This window comes from Actinoplanes sp. GCM10030250, assembly GCF_042666575.1.
Taxonomy (GTDB): Bacteria; Actinomycetota; Actinomycetes; order Mycobacteriales; family Micromonosporaceae; genus Actinoplanes.
The window spans coordinates 340,511-353,749 of the sequence record NZ_JBHTDO010000001.1 but is presented as its reverse complement, the minus strand read 5'-3'; the positions used below and the strand labels follow the sequence as shown (position 1 = coordinate 353,749).

Sequence of the window (13,239 nt, the reverse complement as noted above, 5' to 3'; positions counted from 1 at the left end):
CCACCCACGACCAGCCGACCCACCCAGCTGGCCCCCAGCGGGGCCTCCCAGCCCGCAAAACCCCACCCACGACCAGCCGACCCACCCAGCTGGCCCCCAGCGGGGCCTCCCAGCCCGCAAAACCCCACCCACGACCAGCTGGGGCTTGCGATGAGGGCTGGAGACGTTCAGCTGGCGGAGGCTGTGGCGGGGTGGGGCTGGGGTGACGGAGCTTCGGCTGGGGTGCGCCACCAGCGGCGTGACGCCAGTGCGGCCAGTGCGGCGCCGATGGCGTTGATCAGGATGTCGTCCACGGAGGACACCCGGTCGAGCTGGAAAACGTACTGTGCGATTTCGACGAGGAGGGAGCAGGCTGCCCCGAGCGCCAAAATTCGCGGCACGGACGCCAGGACGGCGAACCGCATCGGGGCGAAGAAGCCCAGCGCTGCGAAGATCAGCAGGTTGCCGCCGATTCCTATCGGTCCCATCGTGACCAGGTCCTGCAGCGGGATCAGGCTCAGCCGACCGCGGACGAATCCGGCTCCGGGGCCCGGCATCAGAGTCAGCCACACCATCGGTACCGTCCCGTAGACCATCCCCACCTCCGCCAGCGACATCCGCCACGCCGAAGACGCAGGCTGATAACGCGCCGGGGTGGCAGCGGCGCGGCGGAAGTGCGTCAGGGCGCACGCTGTCAGGGCGGCGAGTGGGAGGCCGACGAGCATCATCAGCAGCACGCCGTTCTCCGTGTCGTAGCAGCCGTGCCACCGCCCGGCCATACATGCCGGAGCCGACATCAGGAGCGGCCGCCGCACGGTGAACAGCACGCTCGCCAAGCCGATGATCACCAGGCTGACGAGGACGATTCTGCGCGTGCGGTGGGGCGCTGCTGACGAGGATGAGTTGTAGTCCACCGCCTCATTAGAGACGGGTGATCGTCGCGGTGGCGTAAGCGTTCCGCGCGGCGAACCGGAGGGTGATGAGGACCGGCCGGGGCGACTTCACAAGATCTGAGGGGGACACAACGATCGGCGGCACGGAAGCACGCGACCGGAAAGCGGCGACGGGCATGCGCGCGGAGTGGTGGCGCGTGACGGAGATGGCGCGGCAAGTGGTCGCGTAGCCAGGCAGGTCAGCCCGGCGGTCGCGGCACACCCGGGAGTGGGCAGGTACGTCGCGCTGACCCTCGAGAGCTATTCGTGTCTCGTACGAAAAAGGTCATTTGCTCTTGATCGTAGGTCCGCGGTTCCACCAGAGGGAAAGGCCGGCACCGCTGAAGGCGAGCAAGGCGCCGAGGAGGACGAACCAGACCGTCACCTCGACGTTCTGCCTGGTCAGGCCGAATTCGCTGGGGAGGTCGGCGAGGACGTCGGTGAGTTGTTCGGCATCCTGGGCCTTGAAGTAGCGGCCGCCGGTGAGGTCGGCGACCTGGGTCAGCGCCTCCTCGTCGATCTCGCGGTTGCCGCCGCCGCGCCCGCCGCCGAAACCGCCGAAACCGCCACCGCCGAAACCGCGTCCGCCGAAGGCGTTGTCGCCGCTGATCTGGTCGGCGGTGCAGACGAGCTGTTGCGGCTCGGTGGTCCCGAACCCGATCGTGTAGACGCGCAGCCGGCGGGCCGCGGCCTGCTCGGCGGCGGTGACCGGGTCGACGCCTGTGGTGTTGGAGCCGTCGGTGAGCACCACGATGGTGTCGGCCTCGTAGTCGCCAGTGGTGTTGGGCGGGGTGTCGGCGAGGTCCACGCCGGTCGCGGCGACGTCCGGGTTCATCTCGGCGATGGCGTCGATGGAGGTCAGGATGGCCTGGCCGATCGCGGTGCCGCGGGCGGTCTTCAGGGTGCCGATCGAGTCGAGGAGTGCGTCGCGTTCGGTGGTGGGCGGGACCAGCAGGCCGGCGATGCCGGAGAAGGCGACCAGCCCGATCTTCGTCTCGCCGTCCTGCGCCTCGACGAACTCGCGCGCGGCGTCGGCGGCGACGGCCAGGCGGTTGGGGGCGATGTCGGTGTTGCACATCGAGCCGGAGACGTCGATGGCCAGCAGGATCGTGGTGTTGTTGGACGGCACGTTCATCGACGCCTGCGGCCGGGCGGCGGCTCCGGCGAGCGCGAGCAGGCCGGCCAGGAAGAGGTAGACGGGGATGCGACGGCGCCAGGCTGTCCGCCCGGGCAGCGCGGCACGGATCAGCGCGACGCTCGACACGGTGACCGCGGCCCGCTTGCGGCGCCGGTTGAGCCACCAGCGGGCCACCAGCAGAAGCGGGACGGCCAGCAGCGCGAGCAGCGCCCACGGCCAGCTCAGCGACATCAGACGATCCTTCCGTGCCAGCGGATGCTCAGCAGTCCGCCGAGCGTCAGGAGCAGCAGGGCGGCCGCCGCGAACGGTGCGGTCAGCTCGATCGGCTCCTTCTCGGTGGTCAGTCGCAGGTCGATGGCCTCGGTGGCGTCGGCGAGCGTGCCCGCGTCACCGGCCGGGCGGTACGTTCCGCCGGTGACCTGCGCGATCGTGGTCAGGGTGGCCTCGTCCAGCGCGGTGCCCAGCTGGAAGCCGTCCACCTCGACGGTCCCGCCCTGTGCGGTGCCCACTCCGACGGTCTGGATGCGCACCCCGGCCGCCGCGGCGAGCTCGGCCGCACCCTGAACGTCGGGTCCCCCGGTCTCCTCGCCGTCGGAGAAGACGACGATGGTGGCCGACGGCCAGTAGCCGAGGTCCGGTGCGGCGGCGCCCTCCTCGGGCAGCGAGACCGGCTTACCGGTGATCGTGCCGAGGCCGACCAGGATCGCCTCACCGAGCGAGGTACCGCCGCTCGGCTTGACCCGCTTGATCGCGGCCACCGCGGCGGCGTGGTCGGCGGTCGGCGCCTGGGTGAGCAGCGCCTGGCTGCCGAAGGCGAGGACACCGACGTCGACGGTGCCGGGCTGTTCCTCGGCGAAGGTGGCCGCCGCTGCCTGCGCGGCGGCGAGCCGGCTCGGGGCGACGTCGGTGGCGGACATGCTGTTGGAGATGTCGAAGGCGAGCAGGACCGTGCCGGAGACGCGGGGCACGGCGACCTCGGCCTGCGGGCGGGCCAGGCCGACCAGCAGGATCGGGAGGGCGGCGAGCAGGAGAGCGTACGGCAGGTGCCGGCGCATTCGGCCTTGCTTGCTGACGAACCCGGCGGCGGCCAGGGCTGACGTGCGGCGCCGTTGCAGGACGAAGTACGCGTAGACGGCCAGCCCGGTGATCACCGCGGCGACGGCGAGCAGGATCGGGTAGAGGAAGCTCATCGGACTCTCCCTCCGGACCGGCGCACCATGTCGACGAGGACGGCCAGGAGGTCCTGGTCGGTGGTGACCCGGTGAGCGCGGACCCCCGCCTTGCGCATCCCCTCGGCGAGCACGTCCTCGCGGGCACCGACCTGGTCGGCGAGCCGGCCGCGCAGCAGCGGATCGCTGGTGTCGACGAGCAGCGTCTCGCCGGTCTCGGCGTCCTCGACCAGGATCAGCCCCAGGTCGGGAAGCTCCAGCTCGGACGGGTCGACCACGCGGATCACCACTGTCTCGTGGCGGTGGGTGATCTGGGCGAGCGGGCGGTCCCAGCCCGGATCACCGATGAAGTCGGACATCACGAAGACCAGGCTGCGGCGGGTCCGGGTGGTGGTGGCCGCCAGCCGGAGCATGGCGGACAGATCGGTGGTCTTCGAGTCCTTGGTCCCGTTCTGCGCCTTCAGCTCACGCGCGATCCGGAGGATCTGATCCCGTCCCCCGCGCGGCGGAATGATCTTGTGGCTCCGGTTGTCGAAGAGGATCGCACCGACCCGGTTGCCGCCCTGCGCCACGAGACGGGCCAGGGCGATCGCCAGCTCGGCCGCGACGGACTCCTTGCCGTTGTTGCCGCCGAACCTCATCGACGCCGACCTGTCGATGACGAACCAGGCGGTCATCTCGCGGTCCTCGGTGTACTGCCGGACGTGCGGCTCGTCGAGCCGGGCCGTGACGTTCCAGTCGATGTGCCGGACGTCGTCCTCGGGCGTGTAGGCCCGCAGGTCGGTGAAGTCGAGCCCGGCACCGTGCCACACCGTGCGGTAGGCACCCTGCAGGCGTCCGTCGAGGCGGCGCCCGAGTTTCCACTCGAGGCGCCGCAGCAGCCGATCGGGTGCGGTCGCCATGGTCTCAGCGGCCTCGCGGCTCGGGGAACGTCAGGTTCGCGATGATCTTCTGCAGGATCAGGTCCGGGGTGACCTCGTCGGAGAGCGCCTCGTAGGAGAGCACCAGCCGGTGCCGCAGCACGTCCAGGGCCAGGTCGCTGAGGTCTTCCGGAACCACATACTCCCGGCCGCGGATGAAGGCGAGCGCCCGGGCGGCCAGCACCAGGCTGATCGAGGAGCGGGGGCTGGCGCCGTACGTCACGTAGCGCGCGAGGTCGGTCAGCCCCACCCGGGACGGCTCGCGGGTGGCGTGCGCCAGGTTCACCGCGAACTCGATGAGCGACGGGTCGACATAGACCCGGTCCGCCTCCTGCTGGAGCCCGACGAGCGTCTCCGGGTCGATGATCTTCTGGATGACCGCCGCCGGGGCGAGTGATCGCTCGACGACCACGAACTCCTCGGTGACGCTCGGGTAGCCGACCACCACCTTCATCATGAAGCGGTCGACCTGCGCCTCGGGCAGCGGATAGACGCCCTCGTTCTCGATCGGGTTCTGTGTCGCCATCACCAGGAACGGGTTCGGCAGCTTGTGCGTCTCCCGGCCGATCGTGACCTGCCGCTCCTGCATCGTCTCGAGCAGCGCGCTCTGCACCTTCGCCGGCGCCCGGTTGATCTCGTCGGCGAGCAGCAGGTTGGTGAAGACCGGGCCGAGCTGCACCTGGAACTCGCCGGTCGGCTGGTGGTAGATCCGGGTGCCGACGATGTCGGCGGGCACCAGGTCGGGAGTGAACTGCACCCGGTGGAAGTCGCCGCCGATCGCCTCGGCCATCGACTTCACCGCGAGCGTCTTGGCCAGGCCGGGCACGCCCTCGACCAGGATGTGGCCGCGGGCCAGCAGCGCCACGATCAGCCGCTCGAGCAGGAGGTCCTGGCCCACGATGGTCTTCTTGACCTCGTAGAGCACCTTCTCGATCGGTCCGGCGGAGGCCGAGGGGGCGTCGGTCCAGCTCATCTATCCCGTCCTTTTCTGCAGTCTTGTCGCAGCGGTGGCTTCGTCACAGCGGTGGCGCCTGTCCGTTGCCCTCGCCGCCGCCCAGTGCCGCGCCGATCGGGACGGCGAAGCCGATGCCGATGAACGTGCCGGCGTCCGTCGGGTTGGCGAGCGCCACGACGACGCCGACAACCTGTCCGCGGTCGTTGATCAGCGGCCCGCCGGAGTTGCCCGGGTTGACCGCCGCGTCGAACTGGATGAGCCCCTCGATGTCGCCGCCGCTCTGCCTGTTCAGAGTGCGCTCCAGACCGGAGACCACGCCACTGCTGGTGCTCCAGGTCAACCCGAGCGGGTTGCCGATCGCCACCACGTCGTCGCCGATCCCCGCGCCGCCACCCATCACCGCGGGCACCAGCGTCTCCGGCAGTTTCTGCGGGGTGATCGTGGCGATGTCCTGTTTCGGATCCTCGCTGGCGATCGCCGCCGCCGACTTCGTGCCGTCGGCGTAGGTGAGCCGGATGCTCTCCGCACCGTCCACCACGTGCAGCGCGGTGAGGACGGTGCCGTCCGCGTTGGCGATCGTGCCGGTGCCCGTGCCGGCCTCCAGCTTGTTCGCCGAGTCGTGCCCGGTGGTCTCGATCAGCACGACCGACGGCGCGAGCGCCTGATAAACCTGGGCCACGGTCAGAGGCGCGGCCGAGGTGGCGGGCGAGGCCGAGGGGGCGGCTGCGGCCGGTGTTTCGTCCTCACCCCCATCGTGTACGCCCACGAGCACCGTGATCACGACAGCCCACACCACGACGGCGCCGATGAGCAGCCGTTTACGCAGCTCTTTACGTTTCTCAGGTGTGCTCCACCGGCTCTTCTGCTCCTCCGGAGCGGGTTCCGGCATGTCGGGCCCGTCCGGGCGGAGCACCGTCATCACGGGGCGACCGCCACACTCTGCATTACTTGACACTAGAAGCGATTCCTAAGAATTTGCCGTGAGTCCTCTGACGGTTTCCGGGACGCAAGATCCCCCATCTCGGGGTGTATACGACGGAAAGCCCCGTTACTCTGCGCTGCGGAACCGATGCGTGCGGGAATGCGTCGGATCGGTCATGAAGCTCGGATTGACTCGCCTCGCCGCTCTGTTGATGGCCTGCGGTGTCGCCGGCTGCCAGGCCGCCTCACCCTCTTCCGCACCGGTCGTCCCGACCTCCTCGGCGCCTTCCCCCTCGACCCCTTCTCCCTCGACCCCTTCCCCCTCGGCCCCTTCCGCCTCGTCACCTTTGGCATCGCCGTCGTCTTCGCTGCCCGATTCCTTCGCCGAGGGGACGCAGCCGTCGCAGGGGCCGCTGGTGTTCCTGCAGGTCATCGACTGGGTCGGCGCTCAGGAGGTCTCTCAGTCGGGCGTGACGTTCCATCTGACCGAGAACTGCGCCTACCTCCAGGGGCCGCCGGAGGAGCCGGTGCTGCTGGTCTGGCCCACGAAGCTGGCCTGGGTCGATCCCGCGTCCCCGTCGACCGTGCAGTTCCGTGAACCCGTTTCCGGCAAGCTCGTCCGGCTGACCGACGGCCAGCAGGTGAACCTGGGTGGCTTCGACATCAGCGGGGACGGTTACTCCTACAAGCCCGCGCCGCATCCCTCCTGCCCCGCCAACGGCAACGCCTTCGCCATTCAAGAGGTTCGCTAGGCGGTGGCGGCGCGCAAATCGGCTGCTCAGGGACCGGATCGGAAACACTCCGGACATGATGTTGTTATGGGAGCGCTCCCATGCAACGATGTCTGTCACTTCCTGTCCGCGTACCCCATCACGCGAAGGACCCCGCAGATGCGCGCTCTCGCGCGGCTTGCCCTGACCACCCTCATGGTCGGTGCCCCTCTTGCCGCAGTCACCCTCGCGTCGACGGCCAACGCCGCCGACGACCCCGCCCCGATCACCGTGCTGACCAGCACCTTCGAGGACGGCACGGTCCAGGGCTGGTCCGGACGCTCCGCCGAGACGCTGACGCACAGCACCGCCGTCGCGCACGCCGGCACCGGCAGCCTGTCGGTCACCGGGCGCACCGCCACCTGGCAGGGACCGTCGATCGACGTGCTCGACGTGTTCGAGAAGGGCACCGCGTACACGATCTCGGCCTGGGTCCGGATGGCGACCGGATCGGACAGCGCCCGGCTCAGCGTCGAGCGCCGGACCGGTGGCGTCGCCTCCTACGACCAGGTGGTCGGCAACACGGCGGTGACGTCGGGCAACTGGGTGAACCTGACAGGGCGCTACACATTGGCCACCGACGTCGAGTTCCTGCGGCTCTACGTGGAGACGTCGTCCACCACCGAGTCGCTCTACATCGACGACGTCACCGTGAGCTACGTGCCGGCGCTGCCGATCCAGACGAACATCCCGTCGGTGAAGGACGTGATCACCGAGTTCCCGGTGGGTGCGGCCATCACCGGCGCGGAGACCGTCACCGAGCACGGCCGGCTGCTCGACAAGCACTTCGACAGCGTCACCCCGGGCAACGCCCTGAAGTGGGACGCGACCGAACCGAGCGAGAACACCTTCACGTACGCGCAGGCTGATCCGCTGATGGCGTACGCGAAATCCCACGGTCTTGCCGTGCGCGGCCACACGCTGGTCTGGCACAACCAGACGCCGGCCTGGGTCTTCACCGGTGCCGACGGTCAGCCGATGACCGCCACCGCCGAGGACAAGGCGCTGCTGCTGTCCCGCCTGGAGAACCACATCCGCAACGTCGCGGGCCACTACGGTGACGACATCGGCGTGTGGGACGTCGTCAACGAGGTCATCGACGAGAACCAGTCCGACGGCCTGCGCCGCAGCAGCTGGTACACCGTGGCCGGCCTGGACTACATCCGCACCGCGTTCCGGGTGGCGCGCGAGGTCGTGCCGGACGCCGAGCTCTTCATCAACGACTACAACACCAACGTCCCGGCCAAGCGCGACAAGCTGTACAACCTGGTCTCCCAGCTCCGCTCGGAAGGCGTCCCGATCGACGGCGTCGGCCACCAGATGCACATCAACGTGAGCTGGCCGAGCATCTCCGAGACCGAGGCGATGCTGCAGAAGTTCACCCCTCTCGGCCTGGAACAGCAGGTCACCGAGATGGACGTCAGCATCTACACGAACAACAGCGAGAACTTCACCACCCCGCCGGCCGAACGACTCCTCCAGCAGGCGTACGTCTACCGCGACATGTTCGCCCTGTTCCGCCGCCACGCTTCGCAGATCACCTCGGTGACGCTGTGGGGCCTGGCCGACGACAACACGTGGCTGGACACGTTCCCGGTCACCCGCAAGGACGCGCCGCTGCTGTTCGACACCCGCTTGCAGGCGAAGTCGGCGTACTGGGGGGTGGTCGATCCGTCGAAGATCGGCTCTTCGCCGTCGGTCTCGCCGTCGTCCTCGGTCTCCCCGTCGCCGTCGGTCTCGGTCTCGGTCTCCCCGTCGGTCTCGGTCTCCCCGTCGGTCTCGGTCTCGGTCTCCCCGTCGGTCTCGGTCTCGGTCTCCCCGTCGGTCTCGGTCTCGCCTTCCGGATCGCCGTCGGTCTCGCCCTCCGCCTCGCCCAGTTCTGGGCCTGGCGGCTGTTCGGTGGCCTATCGGGTCACCGGCAGTTGGCCCGGCGGCTTCCAGGGTGACGTGAAGGTGACCAACACCGGCGCCGCCGCGATCAACGGCTGGACGCTGGCGTGGCAGTACACCGGCGGGCAGACCATCGCCCAGCTCTGGAACGGTGCGCTGACCCAGAACGGCACCGCGGTCACCGTCAAGAACACCTCCTGGAACGGTGCGCTCACCACCAACGGCTCGGCGTCGTTCGGCTTTCTCGGCAGCTGGAACGGCAGCAACCCGGCCCCGACGTCCTTCACCCTCAACGGCACCACCTGCACCACGCTCTGAGTTTCCACCCGGATCAGCCGGCGGCGCTGGGGGGCCCGCCGGCCGATCACCCCGCCGCGTCTGCGGTGCCGGCGAAGCGAAGTCGCCGCCACCGCAGACGCGGCGCCCCCATGAGCCGGCACGTGCGGGCCGCTGTCGGTGGGTTGGCCGGCTTACGGAAACCTGAGGCTGCTGGGGCAACAGCTGATTTCCGCACAGTCGCTCGTCAGCCGGCGAGGAGGGCGGCTACCGCTGTTACCCCCTCGGGATGTGTCGCGAGCAGGGCGGCCGCGGCGTGCGCATCGCCATCGGTGAGGTCCGCATCCGGGCCCGGCTCAGGAGCGGACCACTCGCCGGTGCAGCCCAGCAACATCGCCACCCCGTTCGCCGCCGATGGATGTACGGCCAGCAGCATCCCCACCGGACCGGCGCCGGGGCGGCTGGAACCCTCGCCCGCCGAGCCCGAGCCCGAGCCCGCGCCCACGCCCGCGACGCCCTCACCCGCCGAGCCCGCGCTTGCGGGAGCCGCGCCGGCCGGGCCCGTGCCGGAGGGTGTCGCGCCGACGCGGCCCGCGTCGGAAGCTGCGCGCGGTGCGGCGCGGCGGGAGTTCCAGGGCGCTGTCCAGGAGTCGATGCCGGCGAGCGTGCCGGGGAAGGTGCGGCCCGCCTCCCGGGTGAGGACCGGCACCAGCTCACCGGCCTGCGCGCGCAACGTCGTGATCAGCGTCGGCAGCCACGGCAGCAGGACCGGATCGGGCAAGCGGCCGAACGCCTTCGACAGGGTCTCGACCACGAACGGCGCGAGGCGGGGCACCGGTTCGAGGGCTTGGACGAACCCGCTCACGTACTGCGGGAACGCCGGAACGACAAGCGGGTTGGCGAGCAGCTCGTCGATCCGGGTGCGCAGTTCGGCGAGGGGTAGCGCACCGAGCTGGTGCTGGGCCGCCCACAGCAGGGCCATCTTCGCCGGGGCCCGCGGGTGTGACTGGCGCACGGCGAGTTCGAGCTGGGTCCGGTCGCAGCCGAGGGACAACGCCAGGCTTTCCATGCTGAACAGGAAGCCGAGCATGGCGCCCACTTGGCGTACCCCGGTGTCCTCGTCGATGAAGGCGGCCGGGAGCAGGGTGCAGTAGTGCGCGTACCCCCCGGTCACGAACCGCTCGCACCACGAGGGCAGCGCCGGAGCGGTCGCCCGGTAGTGGGCCATCAACCGGCGGATGCGGCGCAGGACCGTGGGTGCCTCGTCGACCGCGCGCTCGGCGGCGAGCAGTTCGACCGCGCGGGCGCCCAGCTCGTCGGTGAGCCGTGGGCTGTCGAGGAAGAGCAGCGAGTGCTCCACCGCTTTGAGCGCGGTGGCCGCTGTCGCCTTCGGGTCCCACGCGTCGCGGCGCAGGCGCTGTTCCAGGACCTGCTCGACGGTGACGCCCTCGTACCCCAGCTCGATGATGGTGCGCTGGTGGCGGCCGAGGTCGAGGTCCCAGCTCTCCTGGATGTGCTTCTCGCCGAGCCGCCGGGAACCCATGATCGGGCGCACCGCGTGGTCGGGCAGCAGGTAGCGCAGCATCCAGAGCAGTTGTGAGCAGGCGGTCAGCTCGGGCCGGGCGGCCAGGTCGAGCAGCGCGCGCTGGATGCTGCGCTGCTCCAGGTTGAGCCCGAGCGGTTCGAGGCGGTCGTAGACGTCACGGGCGAGCGGGGGCATCGCGTCGTAGCCGACCTGCCCGATCCGGTCACCGCCGAGCAGGATCTCGCAGAGCCGGCGAACGTCCCGCCGGCCCGGAACCGTCTCCTTCTCGATGCAGGTGACGGCCGCGTCCTGAAAGTCGTACGGAGTGGGCCGCGCCCGCCCCCGCATGCCCGCCAGCAGGATCGACGTCTCGAAGACGGCGATCGCGTCCGCGGTGCTGGCGAGGTACCCGTTGCGCCGGGCGAGCCGCACGATGTCGACGCACCAGCCGCGCAGCTCCTCCTCGTCGAGCCCGTCGAGCACCGGCGGCCCGGAGAGGTAGCCGGTGAGCTGGTCGGTGACCGGTTCCGCCTCGGCGACGGGTGCGGGCAGCGCCTTCCTGACCCGCTTCCTACCGCCTTTCTGCCCCTCCAGCTGGAACGGGACGAGCCGGGACCGGCCGAGCTGTTTCTGCCAGGTGGCCGCCGCGATCGAGACCGAGCCGGGCGCGAGCCCGAACTGTGCCTCGATCGCCGACTGGCTCGACGGGATCAGCCCGTAGAGCCACTTCGTGCCGGTCCGCGGCGTGATCGCGAAGTCGGGCGTGCCCGGCTCCGAGCCCACCTCGGTGACACGGCTGGCGGCGTGGAAGGCGCCGCAGACGTAGAGACAGTCGGCCCGGTCGGCACCGCTCGCGGCGAGGTGCTCGCGGATCCGCGTCCACATGTAGCGCTCGCGGTCCTCGTCGCTCGCGAACCGGCGGGTGTCGTGCGGCGCCAGCCGCCGGAACAGGCTGCCGATCAACACCATGACCTGCCGGTACGTCGCGTAGTCGGCACTCGCGAGCGGCTGCTCCACGAACTGGTCCCACCACTCCGACCAGTGCCGCACCCGGCCGTGGTGGAGCAGGTGCTCCTCCAGCTCGGCGAAGCGCGGCCGCAGGTCGCCGATCTCCACGCCGACCGCGTCGCCGTGCAGGTCCTCCTCCGGCTCCTCGGTGAGGTGTGTCTCGACGCCGGGCTGCCACTGGAACACGTGGTCGGTGGACCGGTCGACGAGGACCAACTCGACCCCGGGAGTCTCCAGCGCGTACGCGATGGCCTGATATTCGGCCGACGCCTCGGTGATCGGCGCGATCACGCTGAGCGGGGCGGACTCCTGGGGGAAATCGTCCACCTCGGACGCGAAAGCCTGCAACGCCACGGGAAGCCGGCAGTTGCGCAGCTCGGTGAGGAGCGGGGCGAGGTCCTCGCAGAGCTCCAGATAGATCACTTTCGGCTGTTTCTCCCTGAGCCGCCGCACCATGGCGAGACCGGAAGCCGGCGAGTGGTGACACACCGGGAAGATCTCCAGCGGCTCGCGCAGGGCGTGGTCGACGTCGTCGACGATCCCGGCGAGGATCTCGGGCAGCGCGGCCGGCCCCTCCGCAAGGGCTTCCGCCGCCCCGAGCAACTGCGACCGGAGAGCGTCGAACGGGCCGGTCAAGACAGGGTGGCGATCGCCCGGCGACCGCCCTCCAGGAAGCCGTTCCACTCGCCGCCCTGGTCCCTGCTGCGCGGCTCGATCACGCCGTGCCAGTACTTGTTGAGGATGGCGAGGTCCTCGGGGCTGCGCCGGGCCAGCGACCCGACGAGGGAGCCGGCCAGCGTCTCCGAGGTCAGGGCGGAAACGCCGAAGAAGTTGCTGTGCAGGATCGCGTCCTCGAGGACGCCGATCTGCTCGGCGGTGGAGAGCGCCGACTCCAGCCGCTCGTCGTCGCTGCTCGCCGAGGTGGCGGCGGCCCGCAGGTCGGCGAAGCTCTGCAGGAGCACGTCGAGCAGGGTGGGCGGAACCTCCAGCTCGATGTTGTGCCGGCGCAGCAGTTCCTCGGTACGGAACCGGACGATCTCCGCCTCGCTCTTCCTGTTCGTCACCACCGGGATCCGGACGAAGTTGAAGCGCCGCTTGAGCGCGGACGAGAGGTCGTTGACGCCCCGGTCGCGGCTGTTGGCGGTGGCGATGATCGAGAAGCCCGGCTTGGCGAAGACGATGTTGTCGTCGTCCAGCTCGGGGATCGACACATATTTCTCGGACAGGATCGAGATCAGGGCGTCCTGCACGTCGCTGGTGGACCGGGTCAGCTCCTCGAAGCGGCCGATCACGCCGCCCTCCATCGCCGTCATGATCGGCGACGGGATCATCGAGGCCCGGGACTGTCCCTTGGCGATCACCATCGAGACGTTCCACGAGTACTTGATGTGGTCCTCGGTGGTGCCGGCGGTGCCCTGCACGACAAGCGTGGAGTTGCGGCTGATCGCGGCGGAGAGCAGCTCGGCCAGCCAGCTCTTGCCGGTGCCGGGGTCGCCGATGAGCAGCAGGCCGCGGTCGGAGGCCAGCGTCACGATGGCCCGCTCGACGAAGCTGCGGTCACCGAACCACTTCTGGTCGATCTTGCGGTCGAGCCCGTCGGCCCGCTCGGAGCCGAGGATGAACAGGCGCACCATCTTGGGGCTCAGGCGCCAGGAGAACGGCTTCGGCCCGTCGTCGATCGACTCGAGCCAGTCCAGCTCCTCCGCGTACTTGGTTTCGGCGGGGGCACGCAGCATGTCACTCATGGGGAAATGTC

Annotated in this window: 10 protein-coding genes; 2 read left to right on the top strand and 8 right to left on the bottom strand. The window is 69.9% G+C overall.

All coding sequences use genetic code 11. The annotated features are described in order from the left end of the window. Positions 1-167 precede the first annotated feature (167 nt). From ACFQV6_RS01650 to ACFQV6_RS01625, 6 genes are all read right to left on the bottom strand, one after another. Complete coding sequence (locus ACFQV6_RS01650; protein ID WP_378025460.1) at positions 168-893, bottom strand: VanZ family protein; 726 nt, start codon at positions 891-893, stop codon at positions 168-170. Between the two features lie 304 nt (positions 894-1,197). After that, entirely contained in the window at positions 1,198-2,280 is a 1,083-nt protein-coding gene (locus ACFQV6_RS01645) for a VWA domain-containing protein (RefSeq protein ID WP_378025459.1), read from the bottom strand. Beyond that, entirely contained in the window at positions 2,280-3,239 is a 960-nt protein-coding gene (locus ACFQV6_RS01640) for a VWA domain-containing protein (protein WP_378025458.1), read from the bottom strand. The genes ACFQV6_RS01645 and ACFQV6_RS01640 overlap by 1 nt, the downstream gene beginning before the upstream one ends. Beyond that, positions 3,236-4,120: a DUF58 domain-containing protein gene (locus ACFQV6_RS01635; protein WP_378025457.1), complete on the bottom strand. Its 885-nt coding sequence runs from the start codon at positions 4,118-4,120 to the stop codon at positions 3,236-3,238. Before ACFQV6_RS01635 ends, ACFQV6_RS01640 begins: the two co-directional genes overlap by 4 nt. 4 nt (positions 4,121-4,124) lie before the next feature. Beyond that, positions 4,125-5,111 (bottom strand): AAA family ATPase, encoded by a 987-nt coding sequence (locus ACFQV6_RS01630; protein ID WP_378025456.1) that lies wholly within the window; start codon positions 5,109-5,111, stop codon positions 4,125-4,127. A gap of 43 nt (positions 5,112-5,154) precedes the next feature. Next, positions 5,155-6,012: a S1C family serine protease gene (locus ACFQV6_RS01625; protein WP_378025455.1), complete on the bottom strand. Its 858-nt coding sequence runs from the start codon at positions 6,010-6,012 to the stop codon at positions 5,155-5,157. 418 nt (positions 6,013-6,430) lie between these two features. Between ACFQV6_RS01625 and ACFQV6_RS01620 the strand changes: the two genes are divergently transcribed. Beyond that, positions 6,431-6,766, top strand: a complete 336-nt coding sequence (locus tag ACFQV6_RS01620) for a hypothetical protein (RefSeq protein ID WP_378025454.1) — start codon at positions 6,431-6,433, stop codon at positions 6,764-6,766. 138 nt (positions 6,767-6,904) lie between these two features. Continuing rightward, the gene (locus ACFQV6_RS01615) at positions 6,905-8,992 is read left to right on the top strand and encodes an endo-1,4-beta-xylanase (RefSeq protein WP_378025453.1); all 2,088 of its coding nucleotides are present in this window, start codon (positions 6,905-6,907) and stop codon (positions 8,990-8,992) included. A 205-nt stretch (positions 8,993-9,197) separates the two neighbouring features. On the opposite strand, the gene ACFQV6_RS01610 is transcribed toward ACFQV6_RS01615, so the two are convergent. Both ACFQV6_RS01610 and ACFQV6_RS01605 read right to left on the bottom strand, forming a co-directional pair. Beyond that, positions 9,198-12,119 carry a DUF5682 family protein gene (locus ACFQV6_RS01610; protein WP_378025452.1) on the bottom strand — a complete coding sequence of 974 codons (2,922 nt, stop codon included), beginning with the start codon at positions 12,117-12,119 and terminating at the stop codon, positions 9,198-9,200. Continuing rightward, positions 12,116-13,228, bottom strand: coding sequence for an AAA family ATPase (locus ACFQV6_RS01605; protein WP_378025451.1), 1,113 nt, complete (start codon positions 13,226-13,228; stop codon positions 12,116-12,118). Before ACFQV6_RS01605 ends, ACFQV6_RS01610 begins: the two co-directional genes overlap by 4 nt. Between the last annotated feature and the right edge of the window lie 11 nt (positions 13,229-13,239).